This window comes from Streptomyces sp. P1-3 (assembly GCF_050613155.1).
In the GTDB taxonomy this organism is placed as follows: Bacteria; Actinomycetota; Actinomycetes; order Streptomycetales; family Streptomycetaceae; genus Streptomyces.
In genome coordinates, this window is record NZ_CP192512.1 from 3,485,244 (window position 1) to 3,508,097 (window position 22,854).

Consider the following 22,854-nt stretch of genomic DNA (forward strand, 5'->3'; position numbering starts at 1 on the left):
ACGCGCTACGGGGCCGTCGGACGCCGCAGGGGCCTCTGGGTCCTCGAAGGCCCCAGGGGTGTCCGACGGTCCCGCTCTGGAGCGCACTCGCGGGGCGAAGGGTCCGGCTCGGGCCTGCGCCGTGACATCGGCGATCTCGCCACGCACCCCGCACCGCACGACGCTTGTCCCCTGTGCCGAGGCCACCCGTCTGGCGTGGCCGCAGGCCACCGCGGGGCCCTCCAGCGCGTGGTCCGCCGCCGCGAGCGCCGCCAAGTCCGCCGCAGCACCCGCCCGGTGGCGGGCGACCATCACCTGGCCCATCGTGAACACCGCTGCGAAGAGCACGCACAGTGCGGTCGCCGCCACCGCCGCCCACACCGTCGCCGAGCCGCGATCCCCACGGAGGCTCACCCGCCCGCCTCCCCGAGCGTGTCCTCGGCGAGCGCGACCGCCTCGCCATGCAGCCGGACCGCCAGTGGCCCCGGACCAGCCGCGTGCGCTTCCACCCGGACCCGCACCAGCTCGCCCTCGCGCCGCAGCAGGATGTTCGCCCCTTCCGGGGCCGCCGACCGGGCGGCGGCCACTGCCGCCGCCGTCGTCTCCGACCGTGCCGCCGCCCGGGCCCCGGCTCGTGCCGCGTCCACGCATCGCATCTGCGCGGACGCGGCCATGAGGCCCCAGATCAGCGCCACGGCGAAGAGCACCAGAACGGGAGCGGCGAGCGCCGCCTCCGCGGTGACCGACCCTTCGTCGGCGGCCGCCCCGTCCGCACGGCGCACCTCAGAACTGCGCATCGAGCGCCCTCTCGATCACCGAGCGCAACGCAGCGCTGACCCCGTCGCTCGTCACCACCTTGTAAAGCACGGCGGCGAAAGCGCATGCCGCTACAGTTCCCATCGCGTATTCGGCGGTCGACATCCCCGCCTCGGCCCGCGCGCGCAGGCTCCCCCATACGGCGTCCCTCCGCCGCGCCCACCATCGCTTGACCATCAGGTCCCCCCCTTGCATCGTCATGTCGTTGTCGTTGCTGCCGTTGCCATCCAGCAGCTGCTGTTGCCGTCCAGCGCTTGCCGTCGCCCACCGTCTTTCGCCGTCGCTCGTATTCGTCCGCCACTTCCGTCCGTCGGCATCACGCCATCCCTCCTTCGCATCACCACGCGCCGGTGGCCGCCAGCCCGCTGCCGAGGCCGACGACCATCGGCACCACCCCCAAGAGCAGGAAGGCGGGCAGAAAACACAGGCCCAGTGGGGCGGTCGAGAGCACCTGGGCATGCCCGGCCCGTGCGGCGGCGGCCCGCTCCTGTGCGGCGCGGCAGTCGGCCGCGAGCCGGGAGACCTCGTCCACCGCGGGAGCACCGGTGGTACCCGCGCGCTCCAGATGCTTCGCGAGCCGGTCCGCGCCGGCCAGGGCACCCACACGCCCCCAGGCTTCGGCGGGGGCTCCCCCGAGCCGCAGTTCGGTGGCCGTCCGGCTCAACTGTCGGCCGACCTCGCCGTTCAGCGACTTCCCCACAGCCTCGGCGGCCTCCCGCGGGCTCGCCCCGGCCGCCAGGCACGCGGCCAGCAGATCGGCTGCCAGTGGCAGTTCCGGCGCCACGGGCTGTTCCGTCCCGGGCTTGATGTCCGTACGGGTCCGTCGCCACCGCTGCCACCGCCTGACCCCGTACGCCGCGACAAGTCCGGCCACGCACCCACGGAGCCCTTCGAGGAGGATGATCACGGTGAGCACGGCAGCGGCCGCCGGCAGCCAACTGCGCAGTGCGCCGAGCCGGTCGGGGAGGCGCCACCGGCCGTGCGGAACCCTCGCCCGGCCAGGGTCCGGGCCCAAGATCGCCATCACCCGGCGCCGCGCCACGTGCCGGTGCCGACCCTGATGGATCACCGCCGCCAGACAGGCCACCGCCGTCGCGACGGCCGACGCCGCCCCCAGCCTGTGGACAAGCTCGCCGCTCATCCCTGCCCCTTCGCCTCATCGGGCGGTGCCGCTCCCCTCACCACCCGCGCGGTCCAGGCGAGGCCCGCCCACTGGAGCAGTCCGCCCAGCACCAGGCATCCCAGGCCGACCGGGGTGTGCAGCAGAACCCGCAGCGGATCGGCGCCGAGCACGGTGCCGAGCAGGAGCACGAACACCGGCAGCGCGGAGAGGACGACTCCGGCCGCGCGCTGCGCGGCCAACTGGGCACGCAGCCGCTCCCGCTGATCGCGCTCGGCACGCAGCGCCGCTCCCACCCGGTCGAGTCCGGCCGCCAGGCCGGCGCCGCCATCGACCGCCACCTGCCAGCACGCCGCGACGCCGGTCAACCCCTCGCAGCCGGGTGTGCGGGCCGCCAGGCGCAGTGCGTCCGGTACGTCGTCCCCGAAGCGCGCTGCGGCGGCCACCAGCGACCAGCGCTCGCCGAGGCCGTGCGCGGGGGCGGCCAGCAGTGCCGCACCCGGATGCCGTCCGGCGCGCAGCTCGCCCGCGACCACGCCGCACAGCTCGATCACGCCCTCGGCTCGCCGCTCCCGCTCCAGGCGAAGGGCCCGCGCCCGCAGCCGACGCCCGACCAGGGGCACGGCGACGGCCGCGGCGACCAGCGGGATCGCCGAGGAGCTGACCACGGCCAAGAGGCAGCCGAGCGGCAGACACAGCAGCTCACGGCCCAGCCGCCGGCCGTACCGGACCCGCCAGCGGTCCCAGAACGCCACTGCGGCATCTGCCTTGCGCCATGGCGGCCGGGCGGATCCGGGGACGGCCGCGCCCGTGCCGGCGACCAGAAGCCTGGTCCTGCGCAGCTCCTGGTCCTGTCCTGTGAGCAGCCAGGCGGCCGCGGCGGCTGCCGCGCACAGCAGCGCGGCGTACAGCGGCAGCGTGCCCGGTGCAGTTCCCAGGCCCGTCATGCCGTTCCTCCGCCCCGTACGCACAGGTGCTGGAGCCGCTGCCACCCGGACGCCTTCTCAAAGCCGTCAGGGCCCCAGACGGCGGCTGGGACCGTCGTCACGAAACCCGCCGGATCGCGTTCCAGTACGTGCAGCTCGGCGATCCGGCGCCGCCCGCCGCGGTCCCGCACGAGGTGGATAACCACCGAGAGCGCGGCCGCGAGCTGGCTGTGCAGTGCGGCCCGGTCGAGTCCGGCCGTGCAGCCGAGCGCCTCCAGACGGGCTGGCACATCGGCCGCCGCATTGGCGTGCACCGTGCCGCAGCCCCCTTCATGGCCGGTGTTGAGCGCGGCGAGCAGATCGGTGACCTCGGCCCCGCGGACCTCTCCGACGACGAGCCGGTCCGGACGCATCCGCAGCGCCTGCCGGACCAGGTCCCGCAGCGTCACCAGGCCTTGGCCCTCCTGGTTGGCAGGGCGTGTCTCCAGCCGGACGACATGCGGGTGGTCCGGCCTGAGCTCGGCCGAGTCTTCTGCGAGGACGATCCGTTCGTCCTCCCCCACCAGCCCGAGCAGGGTGCTCAGGAGGGTGGTCTTGCCTGATCCGGTCCCGCCGCTGATGAGGTACGACAGGCGGGCGTCGAGTACGTCGGTGAGCAACTGTTCGCCGCCGGGCGGCACGGTCCCGGCCGCGACGAGTTCGTCGAGGGTGAAGGCGCGTGGCCGTACGACGCGCAGCGACAGACACGTCGAGCCGACGGCGACGGGCGGCAGCACCGCGTGCAGCCGTGTCCCATCCGGCAGCCGGGCATCCACCCATGGCCGCGCGTCGTCCAGCCGCCGTCCGGCCACCGCTGCGAGCCGCTGAGCCAGCCTGCGGACGGCCGCCGCGTCGGTGAAGCGGATCTCTGTCCGCTCCAGGCCGCGGCCGCGGTCCACCCACACCTGGTCGGGAGCGGTGACCAGGACGTCGGTGACGTCGGGTGCGGCGAGAAGCGGCTCCAGCGCTCCGGTGCCGACCAGTTCGGATCGCAAAGATGTGACAACGCCGAGGACTTCCGTGTCACCGAGCAGACGTCCTTCTTCCCGTAACGCCGCCGCCACCCGGGCGGGGGTCGGCTCGGCACCGCTCGCGGCCAGCCGCCTTCGCACCGCGTCCAGCAGGGTGGGCGTCGCGGGGGTGGGAGAACTCATGGGGCTCACGCCACGCCACCCCCTTCGCTGGGCAGGGCACGGGCCCAGAATTCGGTGCAGAAACGGGCCAGTGGGCCGCGGGTGCTGCCGCCCGGGGGACTGCCGTCGTCCAAGGAGGCCGCGAGCCCGGGCTCCTGGGGCAGTTCTCCGGCCAAGGGCAGCCGGAGGAGGCGCGCCACCTCCTCGTCGTCCAGGCCCGGGCTGAAGGGGCCGCGCACCACCGCCCGCAGGTCGTGCAACACCATGCCCACGGTCGATGCCACCCGGTGTGCGGCCGCGACGGCGCGCACTTCGGCGGGAACGACCAGAAGTCCGAGATCCACCTGCGCGAGCGCTTCGGCGACCGACTCGTCGACCCGCCGCGGCAGGTCCACCACCACGACACCGCCCCGGCGCCGGGCCGCCGCCAGGACCGATCGCATGGCGTCCGGCGCGATGATCACGGAGTCGCCGCGGTCCCAGCTGAGGAGCCGCAGTGAGTGCAGCTCGGGCAGTGCTTCCTCCAGGGCGCTCCCGGCCACGCGGCCGCGCGACTCCGCGAACGCGGGCCATCGCAGCCCCTGTGCTCGCTCGCCGCCGAGTAGCACGTCGAGGCCGCCGCCGAGCGGATCACCGTCGATGAGCATGGTGCGCCGACCGGTTCGGGCGGCGGTCACCGCCAGAGCACAGGCGAGGGTGCTGGCACCCGCGCCGCCACGGCCGCCGATGACGCCGATGGTGACCGCCTGGGGACCGGCGCCCTCGGCCACGTCGGCGATCCGGTCCACCAACCAGGTCTCGGCATCGGGCAGGAAGAGCACATGGTCCGCGCCGACCTCCACGGCCCGCTGCCAGATGCTGTGGTCGTCGAGGTCCCTGCCGATGAGCAGCACCCCTGTTCTACGGGCGCGCCCGCGCAGCCGGTGTACGGAATCGTCGCCGACGAGGATCAGCGGCGCGCCCTCCCAACTGCCCCCGCGTGTGGGCGCGCCATGGGCGACCTCGGCTTCGGCGCCGGCGGCCGCGCACAGCCGCAACAGGTCGTCGAGAAGTTCCTCGTCCTCCGTGACGATCAGCGGCCTGGGCTGGTGCCCCTCGGCGGCCGACAGCCGTTCGGGCGTCATGGATCCCGGCACGGTCCCTCCCCCATCTCGTGACGCGCTTTCACGTCTGCGAACATCGCGCGCCGACATTGATGAGAATCACGATGCGGTGATCCGGGAAATCTTGCTGATCTTGGTTCAAAACTGTGGACAACTCATCAGTTGTGAATATCCCAATCACCTATACCGGTGACTTCCGGAGAGCACTCTGGCGATTACCCGCAGTCACATAGCACGATCTTGTCTGCGCGGGCCCGCCGGGGCCTCATGAAGGGAGCGAGAGCGCATGAGAAGAGTGAAAACGCGTCCGGACATGCGACGACCCCCGCCGGGGGGGAGAGCGGGGGTCGTCCCCACGGCCGACTCGGGGGGGGAGGAGTCGGACCGGGTTAGCACGGTCGCGAACGATCCGTGACTTCCATGGTGTACCCGAGAGCCTTCTCAGGCAAACCCACGCGCCCCAGCTTACGCCGAATGGTGGGCCCCTATGCTCGGCATCGTGGAAAACCACTCCTTGCCTCGGACAGCCGCGTTCTTTGACCTGGACAAGACGGTCATTGCGAAGTCGAGCACTCTCACCTTCAGCAAGTCCTTCTACCAAGGCGGGCTGATCAACCGCAGGGCCGCGCTGCGGACCGCGTACACCCAGTTCGTCTTCCTCGCGGGGGGCGCAGACCACGACCAGATGGAACGGATGCGGGAGTATCTCTCGGCACTCTGCCGCGGCTGGAACGTCCAGCAGGTCCGCGAGATCGTCGCCGAGACCCTGCACGACCTCATCGACCCGATCATCTACGACGAGGCGGCCTCGCTCATCGAGGAGCACCACGCCGCCGGCCGTGACGTCGTGATCGTCAGCACCTCGGGCGCCGAGGTCGTGGAGCCGATCGGCGAGCTGCTCGGCGCGGACCGTGTGGTCGCCACCCGCATGGTGGTCGAGGACGGCGTCTTCACCGGCGAGGTGGAGTACTACGCGTACGGCCCGACCAAGGCGGAAGCCATCGCCGAGCTGGCCGAGTCGGAGGGGTACGACCTGGATCGCTGCTACGCCTACAGCGACTCCGCCACAGATCTGCCCATGCTGGAGGCGGTCGGCCACCCGCACGCGGTGAACCCCGACCGGGCGCTGCGCCGAGAGGCCGCCGCTCGGGGCTGGCCCATCCTCTCGTTCAGTCGGCCGGTCCGGCTCAAGCAGCGCCTGCCGTCGCTGTCGATGCCGCCGCGCCCCGTGCTGGTCGTCGGCGCCACCGTGGCCGCAGCCGCCGCGGCTGCGGGGCTCGTCTGGTACGCCCACCGACGACGCACGCCGTATGCCCAGATTTGATGCTGAATGCAGTCATCCACGGTGAACACTTCCGATTCACCCATGACTGAGGTAGAAAGGAGTTGACGGCCCGCGAGACCAGGGGAATCCGGGAGGATCCCCCGAACGCACCAAGGCCCCACGGACCGAAGTATGAAAGCCGAGCACCCACGCGACGTCGACCCGTCGATTACGGGCCAGCCGCACCAGGTAACGGGCCAAGTCCCCGACCTGATGGGCGAACATTCGAGGACGCTTGGTAACCCGGCGGACATGCCAGCGGCGGTACCGAGATGGTGGGTACCGCCGCAACCTGTTGAACCGCCCTTCAGGCCGCCCCGCCGGTCCGCGTCCGGCCAAGGCCCCTGCCCACGCTGATCAGGTTCACCGCGAGTTCCCTGATCAGGCGGCGCCGCGCTGGAGGGCCTCACACACGGCCGTGCTCTCCCGGACGCCAAGCTCGACCGCCCTCCCGCAATGCACGATCCAAGCGGCGACACCCTCCGGGGTACCCGAGACGTAGCCATCGAGCGCGGCCAGGTAGGCGTCACGGCCCAGCTCCGCGTGACCGACCTCCGACGGGCAGATCGACTTGGGGTCCAGACCGCTGTCGACCAGCACGACGCGCTCCGCGGCCCGGGCGACCAGCCCGTTGCACGAGCCGAACGGACGCAGCGCGAGCAGCTCACCGTGGACCACGGCCGCCTTGACCAGCGCCGGCGCCGACGTACCCGCCAGCAGCAGCCGCGCGAGACCGTCCAGGCGCCCCGCCACCTCGTCCGCGCCCGGCAGCGGCAGCGCGATCAGCGGCTCGTCGACCGGCTCCCCCGCCAGCCGCGGCCGGCCGACGGTGTCGTCCGGTTCGGCGCCGCCAGCCGCCACCAGGTGCAATCGGGCCAGCACCCGCAGTGGCGACTGCCGCCACACGCTCAGCAGCTGCCCTGCCTCTGCGGTCAGGCGCAGCGCGGCTCCCACCATCCGCGGCTCGCCCTCGACCCCGAAATCGGTACGGCGACGCACCTCTTCGAGCGCCCAGTCAGCTCCCGCCAGGGCCGCCGAACCGCGCGCGCCGCGCAGCGCGGCCTCGGAGGTCACCTCGTTGCTGCGGCGGCGCATGACCCGGTGACCGTAAACCCGGTCGACCGCCATGCGCACGGCGTCCACGGCATCGGGCACGCCGGGCAGGGCGCCAAGAGCGGCGAGCGGATCAGCTGTCGTACTACTCATGGGTATGACCCTACGCACCTAGGCGGCCCACCCTCCTTTGGAGTGGTCTTCTTCACGCGTCCCCGCCCTGCGCCACCCCATTCCCACTAGTCTTCCTGAATATGAAGATCGCTTTCGTAGGCAAGGGCGGCAGCGGCAAGACGACGCTGTCCTCTCTTTTCATCCGCCACCTCGCCGCCACCCGCGCCCCGGTCATCGCCGTCGACGCGGACATCAACCAGCACCTCGGCGCGGCTCTCGGACTCGACGAGGTGGAAGCCGCCGCACTGCCTGCGATGGGCGCCCATCTTCCACTGATCAAGGACTACTTGCGGGGTTCGAACCCCCGCATCGCCTCCGCCGACACGATGATCAAGACCACGCCGCCGGGTGTCGGATCGCGGCTGCTGCGGATCGCCGAGGACAACCCGGTGTACGAGGCGTGCGCGCGGACCGTGCGCCTGGACGACGGGGAGGTCCGGCTGATGGCCACGGGTCCCTTCACCGAATCCGACCTGGGCGTGGCCTGCTACCACTCCAAGGTCGGCGCGGTGGAGCTCTGCCTCAACCATCTGGTGGACGGCCGCGGCGAGTTCATGGTCGTCGACATGACGGCGGGCAGTGACTCGTTCGCGTCCGGCATGTTCACCCGGTTCGACATGACCTTCCTGGTCGCCGAACCCACCCGTAAAGGCATCGCCGTGTACCGCCAGTACAAGGAATACGCGCGGGACTTCGGCGTCGCGCTGCGCGTCGTCGGCAACAAGGTGCAGGGCCCGGACGATCTCGACTTCCTGCGCGAGGAGGTGAGCGAGGACCTCCTCGTCACGGTCGGCCATTCCGACTGGGTACGCGCCATGGAAAAGGGCCGCCCACGCCCCTTCGGCCAGCTGGAGGAGACCAACCGGCACGCTCTGCGGACCCTGCACGAGACGGTGGACGCGTCGTACGCGCAGCGGGACTGGCGGCGCTACAGCCGCCAGATGGTGCACTTCCACCTGAAGAACGCGGCGAGTTGGGGCAACGAGCGGACAGGCGTCGACCTGGCCGCTCAGGTCGACCCCGCCTTCGTCCTCGACGAACAGGCCATGGCCACCCCCCAGCCGGCCTGACCGGACCCGATGGCCGCAAGGGCGCTGGGCGGCTGATCAGCAAGGCGGGCCGCCCAGCCCCGCGCCGGACGCTCTCCGGCGTCCAGCCCTCTCAGCCTGCTTCCCGAACGACCCGGCCGCGGGGCAGCAGCTTCTGACCATCCTCGCCGGCACCAGGCCCTCACACCCGTCTGCGGGTACCGGCCCCCTCTCCTTGCGCCCGTGCGCGCCGACCTGCGAGTCCGCCATCCGGCTCGCCGCCGCGGCGAGCCGTTCCCGGCCGCCGTCATTCCCCCGCGTCTCGGCTTGTCCGTGTCGGCAGAACGCCGCACGACCTCGCAGCCACAAGACGAGCAAGCGGTGATATTCCGCTTCACATGAAGATTCACTCGTTCGATGGAACGCGTGGACTGATTGATCAAAAAGCTTCTCACTGCCTTTACTCGGCATTACGATTCATTTACCAGCGCTTGAGAGTTACCGAACCATCACCCACCGTGACACACGGCCGAGGCCAGTCCGAAGTGACCAGGTCAGCGGCCGCGCAGCCCCGGAGGAGACGGGTATGTTGCAGCTCTTGACCCGGATCGACAGGCGCGCCTGGCGCCGGGATATCTCCGCCTCGATCGTCCTCTTTCTTATCTCTATTCCGCTGTCGCTCGGCATCGCCCTGGCTACCGGCGCCCCCGCGCAGGCCGGCCTGGTGGCGGCGGCGGTGGGCGGGATCGTCGCCGGCCTGCTCGGCGGCGCTCCCTTGCAGGTCACCGGGGCGGCCACCGGCCTCGTCGTGGTCACTGCCGAACTGATCCAGCGGTACGGCTGGCGCACGACGTGCGCGATCACCGTTCTTGCAGGCGTTGCGCAACTCGCCCTCGGGGCACTGAGAGTGGCGCGCGCCGCGCTGGCGATCAGCCCTGCCATCATCCACGGCCTGCTCGCGGGCATCGGCGTCGTCATCGCGATCGGCCAGTTGCACGTGCTGCTCGGGGAGCAGCCCGGCAACTCAGCGGTCAGCAGCCTCGCCGCGTTGCCTGGAGAGTTGCGGCATCCTCATATGAGTGCGCTCCTGATCGGCGCCGTCACCGTCGGGGTGCTCGCCGTCTGGCCGCGGCTCCCGGGCGACGCGGGGCGATGGGCCCGTGCGGTCCCGGCGCCTCTGGCCGCTGTGGCAACCGCCACCGCCGCCGGGACAGGGATGTCCGTGCCGCGCGTGGACCTGCCGTCCTGGCAGCTGCACGCGGTCCCCGGGCTGCCGGACGGGCCGGTGCTCGGGCTGGTCGCTGCCGTGCTCACGGTGACACTGGTCGCGAGCATGGAGTCCCTGCTGTCCGCCGTCGCCATCGACAGGTTGCAGACAACCCGGCCGGACGCGTGTCGCGCTCCGGCTGCCCGACTGGACCGCGAGCTCGTCGGTCAGGGCGCCGCCAACATCGTCTCCGGGCTGCTGGGCGGCCTGGCCGTAGCAGGCGGGGCGATCCGCGGATCGGCGAACGTCAAGGCCGGGGCCCGAAGCCGCCGTTCCACCGTTCTGCACGGGATCTGGGTGGTGCTGTGCGCCGGTCTCCTGGCGGGGGTACTGGAGCTCATCCCGCTCGCCGTGCTTGCCGCGCTGGTGATGGTCGTCGGGGTGAAGATGGTGAGCTTCGCCCATATCAAGCATGTGCAGCGGCACCGCGAGTTTCCGGTGTACGCGGCCACGCTGAGCGCGGTCGTCCTGTTCGGAGTGTTGACAGCGGTGGCCGTGGGCGTCACTGTCGCCGTCTTCACGGCGCTTCGCCGTCTCACTCATACCCGCATCACCGTGACCGACGAGGCGGGCGGTCACCGGGTGAGTGTCGACGGTCAGTTGACCTTCCTGGCCGTGCCTCGGCTGACCAGGGCTCTGGCTCAGGTACCGCCGGGCACGAACGTCGTGGTGGAGCTGGGCGGATCCTTCATGGACCACGCCGCGTACGACGCGCTGCAGTCTTGGTCGAACTCTCACCGTGCGCATAAAGGGTGGGTCACCGTCAGCGGCCCCTCCGGCCAGCCGATCGCGGAGCCCGCCAGCGCCCACGCGTGCCGCCCCTGGACGCCCTGGCACAACCACCACTGCACCCGACCCGCCGCGTCCGCCCCGCCGGGGGGCAGCCAACTGCTGGGTGGGGTGAGCGCGTTCCAGCGCAACACGGCCCCACTGGTGCGGGACGAGCTGGCGCGACTTGCGCGCGAGGGCCAGAAACCCACCCAGCTCTTCCTCACCTGCGCGGACTCGCGCCTGGTCACGAGCATGATCACCTCCAGCGGGCCGGGCGATCTGTTCACGGTGCGCAATGTCGGGAACCTCATGCCGCCGCCGGGCAGCGATGCCGCCTGTGACTCGGTGGGCGCGGCGATCGAGTACGCGGTGGAGGTGCTGGAGGTGGGCAGCATCACCGTGTGCGGCCACTCCGGGTGCGGTGCGATGCAGGCACTACTCGGCTCGTCCAACGAGCCCGGCGCACAGACACCGCTCGCCCGCTGGCTGCGGCATGGGCGGCCGAGCCTCGCCCGTATGGAGCGCTGCCGGCGCCAGAAGCGGAACGAGATCACGCTGACCGACCGGCCGGTCACCGACGACGCCGAGCGGCTGGCCCTCGTCAATGTGGTGCAGCAGCTCGACCACCTTCTGGCCCACTCATGCGTGGCGCGCCGAGTGGCCGCGGGCTCGCTCGCACTGCACGGAATGTATTTCCACGTGGGGGAGGCGCAGGCCTATGTCCTGGACCGAGCATCGGGCACGTTCACAGCTGTGCGACCGGAGGTGCCGGACGCACTGGACGCCGTACAGCTCTGAGGAATGGCGGTACGCCCAGAAGGGGTGACCGGGCGGGGCGGCGCCGACGAAGGAGAGGAACAACCAACAGGTCTAAACCAATTTTTACCGAGAACTCTTGTCAGGGCCCGCCACCGGCTGATGAGCTATGACCCGGGACACAACGGGCACCCTGGGAATGGGAGATGTCGTGAGCAACGAGAGCCTGGCCAACCTCCTCAAAGAGGAGCGCCGCTTCGCACCGCCTGCCGATCTGGCCGGGCACGCCAACGTCACCGCGGAGGCGTACGAGCGGGCGAAGGCCGACCGGCTGGGCTTCTGGGCCGCGCAGGCACGCCGCCTGACCTGGGCCGACGAGCCGACCGAGACGCTGGACTGGTCGAATCCGCCGTTCGCCAAGTGGTTCGCCGACGGCAAGCTGAACGTCGCGTACAACTGCGTCGACCGCCATGTGGAGAACGGCCTCGGCGACCGCGTCGCCCTGCACTTCGAGGGCGAGCCCGGCGACAGCCGCTCGATCACCTACGCCGAGCTCCAGCGCGAGGTCTCCCGCGCCGCCAACGCGCTCACCGAGCTGGGCGTCCACAGCGGCGACCGGGTGGCCATCTACATGCCGATGATTCCGGAGACGATCGTCGCCATGCTGGCCTGCGCCCGCGTCGGCGCCCCGCACTCCGTGGTCTTCGGCGGTTTCTCGGCCGACGCCCTCGCCACCCGGATCCAGGACGCCGACGCGCGCGTGGTCATCACCGCGGACGGCGGGTACCGCCGCGGCAAGCCGTCGGCACTCAAGCCCGCCGTCGACGAGGCGCTGACCAGGCCCGGCACCGAGAACGTACGCAGCGTCCTGGTCGTCCGCCGCACCGGGCAGGACACCGCGTGGACCGAGGGCCGCGATGTCTGGTGGCACGACCTGGTGGACCGCCAGTCGGACCAGCACACCCCGGAGGCGTTCGACGCCGAGCACCCGCTGTTCATCCTCTACACCTCGGGCACGACCGGTAAGCCGAAGGGCATCCTGCACACCACCGGCGGCTACCTCACCCAGGTGTCGTACACACACCACGCGGTCTTCGACCTCAAGCCGGAATCCGACGTCTTCTGGTGCACCGCCGACGTCGGCTGGGTCACCGGCCACTCGTACATCGTCTACGGGCCGCTGAGCAACGGCGCGACCGAGGTGCTGTACGAGGGCACGCCGGACACTCCGCACCAGGGCCGCTGGTGGGAGATCGTCCAGAAGTACGGCGTCACGATCCTCTACACCGCCCCCACCGCGATCCGCGCCTGCATGAAGTGGGGCGACGACATCCCGGCCAAGTTCGATCTCAGCAGTCTGCGCATCCTCGGTTCGGTCGGCGAGCCGATCAATCCCGAAGCATGGATCTGGTACCGCAAGCACATCGGCGGGGACACCACGCCCGTGGTCGACACCTGGTGGCAGACCGAGACCGGCGGCATCATGATCAGCCCGCTGCCGGGCGTGACCGCGACCAAGCCGGGTTCGGCGCAGACCCCGCTCCCGGGCATCTCCGCCACCGTCGTGGACGACGATGCCAACGAGGTGCCCGACGGCTCCGGCGGCTACCTCGTCCTCACCGAGCCGTGGCCGTCGATGCTCCGTACGATCTGGGGCGACGACCAGCGCTATCTGGACACCTACTGGTCGCGCTTCACCGACCGCTATTTCGCGGGCGACGGCGCCAAGAAGGACGACGACGGCGACATCTGGCTGCTGGGCCGGGTCGACGACGTCATGCTGGTCTCCGGACACAACATCTCCACCACCGAGGTCGAGTCGGCGCTGGTCTCGCACCCGAAGGTGGCCGAGGCGGCGGTCGTCGGCGCGACCGACCCGCAGACGACCCAGGCCATCTGCGCCTTCGTCATCCTGCGCGGCGGCGCGGCGGAGACGGCGGCGGCATCCGCAGAGTCGGAGGACGGGCTGGTGGAGGAGCTGCGCGGCCATGTCGCCAAGCAGCTCGGTCCGATCGCCAAGCCCAAGCGGATCCTGCCGGTCGCCGAGCTGCCCAAGACCCGCTCCGGCAAGATCATGCGGCGGCTGCTGCGCGACGTCGCCGAGAACCGCGCACTGGGTGATGTCACCACGCTCACCGACTCTTCCGTCATGGAGCTGATCCAGAGCAAGCTCCCCAGCGCCCCAGGCGAGGACTGACCGGACCACCTGGCCGAGGAAACCACCAGGTCAGAGCAGCAATCGGAGGAAGGGTGTCCACAATCGCCGGGGCGCCCTTCACCCATACCGGCTAAAGTAAGTCCCTGACGCGTAAAAATCGCGACAAGAATCAGAGGCGCGCCGGGAAGTCTGGTCGGCACACAGCACACGTGTACCCGCCCGTCCGACTTCAGGAGGTCAGCCGCTGTGGCCGCGCCCAACGACCGCAAGTTCCTCGGACGTCAGTCCCTCCCGGAGCGCAGGTTCGTCACCGACGCGCTCCGTACGGAGACGGTCGGCGGTGTGCTGCTGCTCCTCGCGGCCATCGTCGCTCTGGTCTGCGCCAATTCCCCGCTCCACGATGTCTACGACGACGTCAAGGACTTCTCCTTCGGCCCCGAGTCGCTGCATCTGCGCCTGTCCATCGCCGAGTGGGCCAAGGACGGACTGCTCACCGTCTTCTTCTTCGTCGCCGGCATCGAGCTCAAGCGCGAGTTGATCGCGGGCGAACTGCGGGACCCCAAGGCCGCGGCGCTGCCGGTCATCGCGGCGATCTGCGGCATGGCCGCACCCGCGCTCGTCTACACGGTGGTCAACACCACCGGTGGCGGCAGTCTGGAGGGCTGGGCGGTCCCGACGGCGACGGACATCGCCTTCGCCCTCGCCGTGCTCGCCGTCATCGGCACGGCGCTGCCCGCCGCGCTCCGGGCCTTCCTGCTGACCCTCGCCGTCGTCGACGACCTGTTCGCGATCCTCATCATCGCGATCTTCTTCACCCAGGAGATCGACTTCGCAGCTCTCGGCCTGGCCGTGGCCGGCCTGGCCGTCTTCTGGCTGCTGCACCACAAGGGCATACGCGGCTGGTACGTCTACGTTCCGCTGGCCGTCGTGATCTGGGCGCTGATGCACGCCAGCGGGGTACACGCCACGGTCGCCGGTGTCGCCATGGGCCTGATGCTGCGCTGCACCATGCGGGACGGCGAGGAGCGCTCCCCCGCCGAGCACATCGAGCACCAGGTGCGACCTCTCTCGGCCGGCCTCGCGGTACCGCTGTTCGCGCTGTTCGCCGCCGGGGTCTCGATCTCCGGTGACGCCGTGGCGGATGTCTTCACCCGGCCGGAGACCCTCGGTGTCGTCCTCGGCCTGGTGGCGGGCAAGACCATAGGCGTCTTCGGCGGCTCCTGGCTGGCGGCCCGGTTCACCAAGGCGACCCTCAACGAGGACCTGGCCTGGGCGGATGTGTTCGCCGTCGCCTCCCTCGCCGGGATCGGTTTCACCGTCTCGCTGCTCATCGGCGAACTGGCCTTCCCCGAGGACCCGGCACTCGCCGCCGAGGTGAAGGCGGCCGTGCTGATCGGTTCGCTGCTCGCCGCGGTGCTCGCGGGTGTACTCCTCAAGCTGCGGAACAACAGGTATCAGAAGCTGTGCGCCGACGAGGACCGGGACGAGGACCTGGACGGCATCCCCGACATCTACGAGCAGGGCAATCCGGAGTACCACCTGCGGATGGCCGTCATCCACGAAGCCAAGGCGGCCGAACACCGCCGCCTCGCCGAAGCGGCCGCCGCCAGGGGCACCGGTGATGGCGGTCCGGCATGATCTGAGAGGCTTGACGTCCACGCGAAGCAGAGGGAGATGGCGATGAGCGCAGCCGAAGACGGCGGGAACCGCAGCCTCGGCCAGCTGGTGGCTTCGGCGACCAGCGAGTTGTCGGCGCTGGTACACGACGAGATCGCGCTGGCCAAGGCCGAGCTCCGGCAGGACGTCAAGCGCGCCGCGATCGGCAGCGGGGCGATCATCGTGGCCGGGGTGCTGATCCTGTTCTCCCTGCCCGTGCTCAGCTTCGCCCTGGCCTACGGTTTCCATGCGTGGACCGATCTCGGGCTCGTCTGGTGCTTCCTCATCGTCGGCGGCATCTACTGGCTGCTCGCGATCGTGCTCGGGCTCTCCGCCGTGGCCAAGTTCAAGAAGGTCAAGCCCCCGCAGAAGTCCATTGATTCGGCCAAGCAGACGGCCGCCGTACTGTCGAACGTCAAACCGCATCCGCGCGCTGCCGTCGACACCCATGTCGCGGCCGCCGATGTGACACGCTCGTCTGCATGACGGCTCCCGATACCGCCGGCGCGGTCGTACGCCTCGACGGCCCCTGGACCCACCGGGATGTCGCGGCGAACGGCGCGCGCTTCCACATCGCCGAGGCGGGCGACGGCCCGCTGGTGCTGCTGCTGCACGGGTTCCCGCAGTTCTGGTGGACCTGGCGGCACCAGCTGACGGCCCTGGCCGAGGCCGGTTTCCGGGCGGTGGCGATGGATCTGCGCGGGGTCGGCGGCAGTGACCGCACACCTCGCGGCTACGACCCTGCCAACCTCGCCCTCGACATCACCGGCGTGATCCGCTCACTCGGCGAGCCCGACGCCGCGCTGGTCGGCCATGACCTGGGCGGATACCTGGCGTGGACGGCGGCGGTGATGCGCCCCAAGCTGGTCCGGCGGCTCGCCGTCGCCTCGTCGCCGCACCCGCGGCGCTGGCGCTCGGCGATGGTGGCGGACGTCAGGCAGTCCGCGGCGAGCAGCCACATCTGGGGATTCCAGCGACCGTGGATCCCCGAGCGCCAACTCGTCGCGGACGACGCGGCGCTGGTGGGGCGGCTCCTCCGGGACTGGTCGGGGCCGGTGCCCCCGGACGACGACGTGGTGGACGCCTACCGGCGGGCGATGCTGATCCCCTCGACGGCGCACTGCTCGATCGAGCCGTACCGGTGGATGGTGCGGTCGCTGGCCCGGCCGGATGGTTTCCAGTTCAACCGACGAATGAAGCTGCCGGTCCGGGTGCCGACCCTGCATGTGCACGGTTCACTCGACCCGGTGATGCGGACGCGCAGCGCCGCGGGCTCCGGGCAGTACGTGGAGGCGCCGTACCGCTGGCGGCTCTTCGACGGGCTCGGACACTTCCCTCATGAAGAGGACCCCGTCGCCTTCTCGACAGAGCTGATCAACTGGTTGAAGGACCCCGAACCCGACCGCTGACCGGGGCCGGGGGCTTCGCGGACGGCCGACGCGGGATCGACAACCCTCCGCCGTACCCGCGGGTAAATGCCTGGCGCATAGGCCAACTGACGCACCCCTCCGCGATTACGGACCCCGGGACCCGGGCACAGTCCGGTGTATGGGCTGGACGCACGACTACCGTGACGCACCACGCGACCGCGGCTCCGACGTCAACACCACCACGACCGGGCACCTCCTGGGGTCGCCACCCGGACGGAGTCGACAAGACCACGACCATGATCCGCGGATCGGTATTCCGCGGATCATCCGGCGCAGGGCTCGCTGGGTCTCGGCGCGCCTGCGCCATCCGCGCAGCCGCTGACGCGGACCTTCAGCAGGTCACAGCGCGGACCTCGGCCGGTTCACAGCGCGCACCCCTGACTGTCGACCCTGCGCTCGGCCGTACGGCCCTGCTCGATGTCCTCGCGCACCTCGTCCACGGTGAGCGCGTATCCGGTGTTCGCGTCGTCCAGGGACTTGGCGAAGACCACGCCGTACACCCGCCCCTCGGGGGTGAGCAGCGGGCCACCGGAGTTGCCCGGGCGAACCTTCGCGTACAGCGAGTAGACATCGCGGCGGATCGTGCCGCGGTGGTAGATGTCGGGGCCGTCGGCATCGATACGGCCGCGCACCCGGGCCGATCGGACATCGAATCCGCCGTTCTCCGGGAATCCCGCGACGATGGCGTCGTTCCCGCTGCGTGCGTCACCCTCGGTGAACCGGAGCGCGGGCGCGCGCAGCCTCGGCACGTCGAGGACGGCGATGTCGCGCTTCCAGTCGTAGAGCACGACATCCGCGTCGTAGAGCTTTCCCTCCCCGCCGATCTGCACCGTCGGCTCGTCGACACCACCGACGACGTGGGCGTTGGTCATCACCCGGTTCGGGGCGAAGACGAAGCCGGTGCCTTCGAGGACCTTGCCGCAGCCGGAGGCCGTGCCGACGACCTTCACGATGCTCCGCTTGGCCACGCCGGCGACCGGGCTCCGCGCGAGCTCGGGGTCCGGTGCCGGGACGGCCCTGATGGGTTCGTTGGCGAAGGGTGAGAAGACCTGGGGGAAGCCGTTCTGCGCGAGCACGGAGGAGAAGTCGCTGAACCAGGTGTTGGCCTGCTCGGGGACCACCCGGGAGACCCCGAGCAGCACCTTGGAGTTACGGACCTCCCGGCCGAGCGTCGGCAGGGACGTCCCGGCCAGCGCGGAGCCGATCAGCCACGCGACCAGCAGCATCGCTATGACGTTCACCAGCGCGCCACCGGTCGCGTCCAGGGCACGGGCAGGCGACCAGGTGATGTGCCGACGCAGTTTGCTGCCGAGGTGAGTGGTGGCGGCCTGCCCGACCGAGGCGCACACGATCACCAGGACGACGGCCGTGATCGCGCCGAACGAACCCGGTGAGGATCCCTCCTTGCTCGCCGAGTCCCAGACCACGGGCAGCAGGTAGACGGCGACGAGGCCACCGCCGAGGAAACCGGTCACCGACAGCACGCCGACCACGAAGCCCTGGCGGTACCCGACGACGGCGAACCACACGGCGGCCAGGAGCAGCAGGACGTCCAGCACGTTCACCGAAATCTGCCTCGCAAGGGTCGCCGGGCGGAACACAGCACGGGGTCCACGCTCTCACGCGCGCCAGTCGAGGGGGACGTGCCTGTCCCGGTCCCAGGGCCGCTCCCAGCCAGCGAAGTGCAGGATCCGGTCGATCACCCCGGCAGTGAAGCCCCAGACGAGTGCGCCCTCGACGCAGAACGCGGGGCCCCGGTGTCCGCTCGGGTGAACGGCCGTGGCGCGGTTCGCCGGATCCGTGAGGTCCGCCACCGGAACGGTGAAGACGCGCGCCGTCTCGGCCGGGTCGACCGGCGCGACCGGGCTGGGCCGGCGCCACCAGCCCAGCACCGGAGTGACGACGAAACCGCTCACCGGGATGTAGAGCCGGGGCAGCACACCGAAGACCTGCACCCCGGAGGGGTCCAGCCCGGTCTCCTCCTCCGCCTCGCGCAACGCCGCCCGCAGCGGCCCCTCGCCTTCCGGATCCCCGTCCTCCGGATCCAGCGCCCCGCCCGGGAAGGACGGCTGTCCGGCATGGGAGCGCAGCGAACCCGACCGCTCCATCAGCAGCAGCTCAGGGGCGTGGTCCCGCTCTCCGAAGAGGACCAGCACGGCGGACTGGCGACCACCGTGCGGCGGCGGCAGAAAGCGGCTGAGCTGCCCGGGCTCTACGGTCTCCGCGGCGCGCGCGACCGGCAGCAGCCAGCCGGGCAGGCCCTGCGCGCTGACCCCCACCCCGCCGCCGAACGTGCTCGTCACTCGGCAGCCCCCAGCGGCGCGGCCGGCTTGCCGGGGAAGTCCGGCGGAGGTCGCAACCGCTGGCCCGGCTGCCCGCCCATCTCGTACTTCAGCAGCTTCTTCGCCTTGTCCGGATCGGTCTCACCCTCCCCGTACGCCGGGCAGAGCGGTGCGATCGGGCAGGCGCCGCAGGCGGGCTTGCGGGCGTGGCAGATGCGGCGGCCGTGGAAGATGATCCGGTGCGAGAGCATCGTCCACTCGCTCTTCGGGAAGAGCGCGCAGACCTCCGCCTCGACCTTCTCCGGGTCCTCCTGCTCCGTCCACTTCCAGCGCCGCACCAGCCGCCCGAAGTGGGTGTCGACAGTGACACCCGGGACGCCGAACGCGTTGCCCAAGACCACATTGGCCGTCTTGCGGCCGACGCCCGGCAGCGTCACCAGGTCCTCTATACGGCCCGGAACCTCACCGCCGAAGCGGTCCCGCAGGGCGGCGGAGAGGCCGAGGAGCGACTTGGCCTTGGCCCGGAAGAATCCGGTGGGCCGGATGAGCTGCTCCAGCTCCTCCGGATCGGCGGCGGCCATGTCCTCGGGCGTCGGATAGGCGGCGAAGAGCGCGGGCGTCGTCTGGTTGACGCGCAGGTCGGTGGTCTGCGCGGACAGCACGGTGGCGACGAGGAGCTGGAAGGGGTTCTCGAAGTCCAGCTCGGGGTGGGCGTACGGATACACCTCGGCGAGCTCGCGGTTGATCCGGCGGGCCCGGCGGACGAGGGCGACCCGGGACTCGGGCTTGGCGGCCTTCGTGATCTTCGCCGGCTTCGCGGCCTTCACCGGCTTCGCGGTCTTCGCTGCCTTCACAGGCTTCGCGGTCTTCGCGGTCTTCGCCGGAGCCTCGGGGGCTTCGTCCGGACGCGCGGCCTTGGTGGTTTTGTCCCGTTTCACGGCTTTCTCCGTGGCGCCAGGCGACTGTTCGCCCACAGCAGAATTACGAGCCCCGCTCACCCGTCCGGCCCCCTTGCCCTGTGCTCTCACCGGCGTATTGGACACCCGGCCAGCGTAAGCCCAGGGACTGACATCCGGCCCGGCCGCACGAAATAGGCCCCCCAATCGGACCCCTGCCGTACGGTCCCTTGCACCGGTGCGTCAAACTTGTGATTGATCGCACTGTTTTACCGTCCGGCATCATGGAGACCACGGTCCCCTGTGCATGTCGACAAGGAGAGATCTCGTGGACGACGTTCTGCGGCGCGCCCCGCTTTTCGCGGCGCTCGATGACGAGCAGGCCGCTGAGCTGCGCGCCTCTATGGGGGAGGTCACCCTCGCGCGCGGGGACGCACTCTTCCACGAAGGCGACCCGGGCGACCGCCTGTATGTGGTCACCGAGGGCAAGGTGAAGCTCCACCGCACCTCTCCCGACGGTCGCGAGAACATGCTGGCCGTGCTCGGCCCCGGCGAGCTGATCGGCGAGCTGTCCCTGTTCGACCCCGGCCCTCGCACCGCCACCGCGACCGCGCTCACCGAGGTGAAGCTGCTCGGCCTCGGCCACGGTGACCTCCAGCCCTGGCTCAACGCCCGGCCCGAGGTCGCCACCGCGCTGCTGCGCGCCGTGGCCCGGCGGCTGCGCAAGACCAACGACCAGATGTCCGACCTGGTCTTCTCCGACGTGCCCGGCCGTGTGGCCCGCGCGCTGCTCGACCTGTCGCGCCGCTTCGGTGTGCAGTCGGAGGAGGGCATCCACGTCGTGCACGACCTGACCCAGGAGGAGCTGGCCCAGCTGGTCGGCGCCTCCCGCGAGACGGTCAACAAGGCGCTCGCGGACTTCGCGGGCCGCGGCTGGCTGCGCCTGGAGGCGCGGGCCGTGATCCTGCTCGACGTCGAGCGCCTGGCCAAGCGGTCGCGCTGACCCGCCGGCACGAGACCGGCTGACAGCAGGCCGTCGGCAGTACGGACGCCGCCCCTCCGCGTTCCCCGGGTTCCGCCCGGGGCGCGGGCACGGGCGGCGTTCGCGTCCTGCCGCGTCTCAGATCAGCCCGTGTTCCCGCAGGTAGTCGAGCTGCGCACGCACCGACAGCTCCGCCGCGGGCCACAGCGACCGGTCCACGTCCGCGTAGACGTGTGCGACGACCTCCGGCGCCGTGCGGTAGCCGTTCTCGACCGCCGTCTCGACCTGCGCCAGCCGGTTCGCCCGATGCGCGAGGTAGAACTCCACCGCGCCGCGCGCGTCGTTCAGCACCGGCCCATGGCCGGGCAGAACCGTGTCCACCCCGTCGTCCACCGTCAGCGAGCGCAGCCGTCGCAGTGAGTCGAGGTAGTCGCCGAGCCGCCCGTCCGGGTGGGCGACGACCGTCGTACCGCGCCCCAGCACGGTGTCCCCGGTGAGGATGGCGGCATCGGCCGGGAGGTGGAAGGAGAGCGAGTCGGCGGTGTGTCCCGGGGTCGGGACGACCCGCAGCTCAAGCCCGCCGGTCGTGATCACATCACCCGCGCCCAGGCCCTCGTCACCGAGCCGCAGTGCCGGGTCCAGGGCCCGTACCCGCGTACGCGTCAGCTCCGCGAAGCGCGCCGCGCCCTCGGCGTGGTCCGCGTGGCCGTGGGTGAGCAGCGTCAGCGCCACTCGTTTGCCCGCGCGTTCGGCGGTGTCGACGACGGCGCTCAAATGGCCCTCGTCGAGTGGTCCGGGATCGATGACGACGGCGAGATCGGAATCGGGTTCCGCCACGATCCAGGTGTTGGTGCCGTCCAGCGTCATCGCGGAGGGATTGGGCGCGAGTACGCATACGGCGCGGGCGGTGGCGGGGCCGCCGACGGCACCGCCGCGCGGCTGTCCGGGCAGCGAGGCTGCGTACGTCATGTGGCCGGGCCGCCCTTCTCGATGTGCTTGGTGAACTCCTCGTGACCGGGCCAGCTCAGCACCAGCTCCCCGCCCACCAGGGCGGCCCGCGCCAGGACGGGCGTCAGGTCCCGGCCGCCCGCGGCGCTCATCGCCTCGGCGACCGTGCCGTACGGCGCGACCTCGCGCAGCGTGGAGATCGTCGGCGGCATCATCAGCAGCTCGCCCCTGTCGTAGCCGTCAGCCGCGTCCTGGGGCCGGATCCACACCGTACGGTCCGCCTCGGTGGAGGCGTTGCGCGTGCGCTGCCCCTCCGGCAGCGCGGCCACGAAGAACCAGGTGTCGTAACGGCGCGGCTCGAACTCCGGGGTGATCCAGCGCGCCCAGCCCCCCAGGAGATCGGACCGCAGGACGAGCCCGCGGCGCCCCAGGAAGTCGGCGAACGACAGCTCCCGGGCGACGAGCGCCTCGCGGTCGGCCTCCCAGTCGTCACCCGTGGTGTCCGCGACGACCGTGCCGGGGGTGGGCCCGGCGAGCAGGACGCCCGACTCCTCGAAGGTCTCCCGCACCGCGGCGCACACCACGGCCTGCGCGGCGGTCTCGTCGGCGCCGAGGCCGAGCCGCCGCGCCCACGCGGCGCGGCTGGGCCCGGACCAGGCCACCCCGCCCTCGTCACGCGGGTCGACCGAGCCGCCGGGATACGCGTACGCGCCTCCGGCGAAGGCCATGGAGGCGCGTCTGCGCAGCATGTAGACAGCCGGGCCGTCGGCGCCGTCCCGCAGCAGGAGCACGGTGGCCGCCGGGCGCGGCGAGACCGGGGTCAGCTCGCCGTTGGCGAGCGCCCGGATGCGGTCTGGCCACTCAGGTGGATACCACTGGCCATTGGTCCCATGGGTCATGGACGACATGGCCGGATGCTATGCGGTTACGCGCGGATGTTCGAGGGGGACCATTCCGGCGGCCCACTCCGCGAGTCTCGGCCCGCGCCCCCTGGTCCGCGGCCTCGACCAGTC

At 71.2% G+C, this 22,854-nt stretch carries 21 protein-coding genes and 1 pseudogene; 9 read left to right on the forward strand and 13 right to left on the reverse strand.

Annotated features, from left to right (window positions below):
* Nucleotides 1–78 precede the first annotated feature (78 nt).
* The 7 genes and pseudogenes from ACQUSR_RS14690 to ssd form a co-directional block, all read right to left on the reverse strand.
* Nucleotides 79–393 (reverse strand): annotated as a pseudogene (locus ACQUSR_RS14690) (Rv3654c family TadE-like protein); the annotation flags it as partial.
* Complete coding sequence (locus tag ACQUSR_RS14695) at nt 390–776, reverse strand: TadE family type IV pilus minor pilin (RefSeq protein ID WP_431043012.1); 387 nt, start codon at nt 774–776, stop codon at nt 390–392. The pseudogene ACQUSR_RS14690 and the gene ACQUSR_RS14695, both read right to left, overlap by 4 nt.
* A complete protein-coding gene (locus ACQUSR_RS14700) occupies nt 763–972 on the reverse strand; it encodes a DUF4244 domain-containing protein (protein ID WP_431047594.1) in 210 nt (69 codons plus the stop codon). The genes ACQUSR_RS14695 and ACQUSR_RS14700 overlap by 14 nt, the downstream gene beginning before the upstream one ends.
* Before the next feature lie 160 nt (nt 973–1,132).
* Entirely contained in the window at nt 1,133–1,936 is an 804-nt protein-coding gene (locus ACQUSR_RS14705; protein WP_431043013.1) for a type II secretion system F family protein, read from the reverse strand.
* Nucleotides 1,933–2,862 carry a type II secretion system F family protein gene (locus ACQUSR_RS14710; protein WP_431043014.1) on the reverse strand — a complete coding sequence of 310 codons (930 nt, stop codon included), beginning with the start codon at nt 2,860–2,862 and terminating at the stop codon, nt 1,933–1,935. Before ACQUSR_RS14710 ends, ACQUSR_RS14705 begins: the two co-directional genes overlap by 4 nt.
* Nucleotides 2,859–4,034: a TadA family conjugal transfer-associated ATPase gene (locus ACQUSR_RS14715; protein WP_431043015.1), complete on the reverse strand. Its 1,176-nt coding sequence runs from the start codon at nt 4,032–4,034 to the stop codon at nt 2,859–2,861. Before ACQUSR_RS14715 ends, ACQUSR_RS14710 begins: the two co-directional genes overlap by 4 nt.
* 5 nt (nt 4,035–4,039) lie before the next feature.
* Complete coding sequence (ssd, locus tag ACQUSR_RS14720) at nt 4,040–5,149, reverse strand: septum site-determining protein Ssd (RefSeq protein WP_431043016.1); 1,110 nt, start codon at nt 5,147–5,149, stop codon at nt 4,040–4,042.
* Between the two features lie 454 nt (nt 5,150–5,603).
* On the opposite strand from ssd, the gene ACQUSR_RS14725 reads away from it, so the two are divergent.
* Complete coding sequence (locus tag ACQUSR_RS14725) at nt 5,604–6,440, forward strand: HAD family hydrolase (protein WP_431043017.1); 837 nt, start codon at nt 5,604–5,606, stop codon at nt 6,438–6,440.
* A 381-nt stretch (nt 6,441–6,821) separates the two neighbouring features.
* Here ACQUSR_RS14725 and ACQUSR_RS14730 read toward each other — a convergent pair whose 3' ends face one another.
* Nucleotides 6,822–7,646 (reverse strand): oxidoreductase, encoded by an 825-nt coding sequence (locus ACQUSR_RS14730; protein WP_431043018.1) that lies wholly within the window; start codon nt 7,644–7,646, stop codon nt 6,822–6,824.
* A gap of 101 nt (nt 7,647–7,747) precedes the next feature.
* On the opposite strand from ACQUSR_RS14730, the gene ACQUSR_RS14735 reads away from it, so the two are divergent.
* The 7 genes from ACQUSR_RS14735 (at nt 7,748) to ACQUSR_RS14765 (ending at nt 17,055) form a co-directional block, all read left to right on the forward strand.
* Nucleotides 7,748–8,737, forward strand: a complete 990-nt coding sequence (locus tag ACQUSR_RS14735) for an ATP-binding protein (RefSeq protein ID WP_431043019.1) — start codon at nt 7,748–7,750, stop codon at nt 8,735–8,737.
* Between the two features lie 544 nt (nt 8,738–9,281).
* Nucleotides 9,282–11,531, forward strand: coding sequence for a bifunctional SulP family inorganic anion transporter/carbonic anhydrase (locus ACQUSR_RS14740; RefSeq protein WP_431043020.1), 2,250 nt, complete (start codon nt 9,282–9,284; stop codon nt 11,529–11,531).
* 169 nt (nt 11,532–11,700) lie between these two features.
* A complete protein-coding gene (gene acs / locus ACQUSR_RS14745; protein WP_431043021.1) occupies nt 11,701–13,686 on the forward strand; it encodes an acetate--CoA ligase in 1,986 nt (661 codons plus the stop codon).
* 207 nt (nt 13,687–13,893) lie between these two features.
* The gene (nhaA, locus tag ACQUSR_RS14750) at nt 13,894–15,285 is read left to right on the forward strand and encodes a Na+/H+ antiporter NhaA (protein ID WP_431043022.1); all 1,392 of its coding nucleotides are present in this window, start codon (nt 13,894–13,896) and stop codon (nt 15,283–15,285) included.
* Nucleotides 15,286–15,327: 42 nt separating this feature from the next.
* Nucleotides 15,328–15,789, forward strand: a complete 462-nt coding sequence (locus ACQUSR_RS14755; RefSeq protein ID WP_431047596.1) for a phage holin family protein — start codon at nt 15,328–15,330, stop codon at nt 15,787–15,789.
* Entirely contained in the window at nt 15,786–16,712 is a 927-nt protein-coding gene (locus ACQUSR_RS14760) for an alpha/beta fold hydrolase (protein WP_431043023.1), read from the forward strand. The genes ACQUSR_RS14755 and ACQUSR_RS14760 overlap by 4 nt, the downstream gene beginning before the upstream one ends.
* Before the next feature lie 139 nt (nt 16,713–16,851).
* The gene (locus ACQUSR_RS14765; protein WP_431043024.1) at nt 16,852–17,055 is read left to right on the forward strand and encodes a hypothetical protein; all 204 of its coding nucleotides are present in this window, start codon (nt 16,852–16,854) and stop codon (nt 17,053–17,055) included.
* A gap of 40 nt (nt 17,056–17,095) precedes the next feature.
* Here ACQUSR_RS14765 and ACQUSR_RS14770 read toward each other — a convergent pair whose 3' ends face one another.
* From ACQUSR_RS14770 to nth, 3 genes are read right to left on the reverse strand one after another with little or no spacing between them, the layout of a single operon-like run.
* A complete protein-coding gene (locus tag ACQUSR_RS14770) occupies nt 17,096–18,298 on the reverse strand; it encodes a MarP family serine protease (protein WP_431043025.1) in 1,203 nt (400 codons plus the stop codon).
* Between the two features lie 54 nt (nt 18,299–18,352).
* Nucleotides 18,353–19,036, reverse strand: coding sequence for an NUDIX hydrolase (locus ACQUSR_RS14775; RefSeq protein ID WP_431043026.1), 684 nt, complete (start codon nt 19,034–19,036; stop codon nt 18,353–18,355).
* The gene (gene nth, locus ACQUSR_RS14780) at nt 19,033–20,013 is read right to left on the reverse strand and encodes an endonuclease III (protein ID WP_431047598.1); all 981 of its coding nucleotides are present in this window, start codon (nt 20,011–20,013) and stop codon (nt 19,033–19,035) included. Before nth ends, ACQUSR_RS14775 begins: the two co-directional genes overlap by 4 nt.
* A gap of 226 nt (nt 20,014–20,239) precedes the next feature.
* Here nth and ACQUSR_RS14785 point away from each other — a divergent pair, with 226 nt between their 5' ends.
* Nucleotides 20,240–20,914, forward strand: a complete 675-nt coding sequence (locus ACQUSR_RS14785; RefSeq protein WP_003981529.1) for a Crp/Fnr family transcriptional regulator — start codon at nt 20,240–20,242, stop codon at nt 20,912–20,914.
* Nucleotides 20,915–21,031: 117 nt separating this feature from the next.
* Here the strand turns inward: ACQUSR_RS14785 and ACQUSR_RS14790 are convergent, their stop codons facing one another.
* Together ACQUSR_RS14790 and ACQUSR_RS14795 are read right to left on the reverse strand one after the other, a co-directional pair.
* Entirely contained in the window at nt 21,032–21,862 is an 831-nt protein-coding gene (locus ACQUSR_RS14790) for an MBL fold metallo-hydrolase (RefSeq protein WP_431043027.1), read from the reverse strand.
* Entirely contained in the window at nt 21,859–22,749 is an 891-nt protein-coding gene (locus ACQUSR_RS14795; protein ID WP_431043028.1) for an NUDIX hydrolase, read from the reverse strand. The genes ACQUSR_RS14790 and ACQUSR_RS14795 overlap by 4 nt, the downstream gene beginning before the upstream one ends.
* Between the last annotated feature and the right edge of the window lie 105 nt (nt 22,750–22,854).

Bases quoted from the DNA above. Each gene is read 5' to 3' on its own strand.
- ACQUSR_RS14715 (WP_431043015.1), bottom strand. From the start codon at position 4,034: ATGAGTTCTCCCACCCCCGCGACGCCCACCCTGCTGGACGCGGTGCGA.
- ACQUSR_RS14765 (WP_431043024.1), top strand. From the start codon at position 16,852: ATGGGCTGGACGCACGACTACCGTGACGCACCACGCGACCGCGGCTCC.
- ACQUSR_RS14795 (WP_431043028.1), bottom strand. From the start codon at position 22,749: ATGTCGTCCATGACCCATGGGACCAATGGCCAGTGGTATCCACCTGAG.
- ACQUSR_RS14700 (WP_431047594.1), bottom strand. From the start codon at position 972: ATGGTCAAGCGATGGTGGGCGCGGCGGAGGGACGCCGTATGGGGGAGC.
- ACQUSR_RS14705 (WP_431043013.1), bottom strand. From the start codon at position 1,936: ATGAGCGGCGAGCTTGTCCACAGGCTGGGGGCGGCGTCGGCCGTCGCG.
- ACQUSR_RS14730 (WP_431043018.1), bottom strand. From the start codon at position 7,646: ATGAGTAGTACGACAGCTGATCCGCTCGCCGCTCTTGGCGCCCTGCCC.
- ACQUSR_RS14740 (WP_431043020.1), top strand. From the start codon at position 9,282: ATGTTGCAGCTCTTGACCCGGATCGACAGGCGCGCCTGGCGCCGGGAT.
- ACQUSR_RS14760 (WP_431043023.1), top strand. From the start codon at position 15,786: ATGACGGCTCCCGATACCGCCGGCGCGGTCGTACGCCTCGACGGCCCC.
- ACQUSR_RS14695 (WP_431043012.1), bottom strand. From the start codon at position 776: ATGCGCAGTTCTGAGGTGCGCCGTGCGGACGGGGCGGCCGCCGACGAA.
- ACQUSR_RS14725 (WP_431043017.1), top strand. From the start codon at position 5,604: ATGCTCGGCATCGTGGAAAACCACTCCTTGCCTCGGACAGCCGCGTTC.
- ACQUSR_RS14755 (WP_431047596.1), top strand. From the start codon at position 15,328: ATGAGCGCAGCCGAAGACGGCGGGAACCGCAGCCTCGGCCAGCTGGTG.
- ACQUSR_RS14735 (WP_431043019.1), top strand. From the start codon at position 7,748: ATGAAGATCGCTTTCGTAGGCAAGGGCGGCAGCGGCAAGACGACGCTG.
- ACQUSR_RS14710 (WP_431043014.1), bottom strand. From the start codon at position 2,862: ATGACGGGCCTGGGAACTGCACCGGGCACGCTGCCGCTGTACGCCGCG.
- ACQUSR_RS14790 (WP_431043027.1), bottom strand. From the start codon at position 21,862: ATGACGTACGCAGCCTCGCTGCCCGGACAGCCGCGCGGCGGTGCCGTC.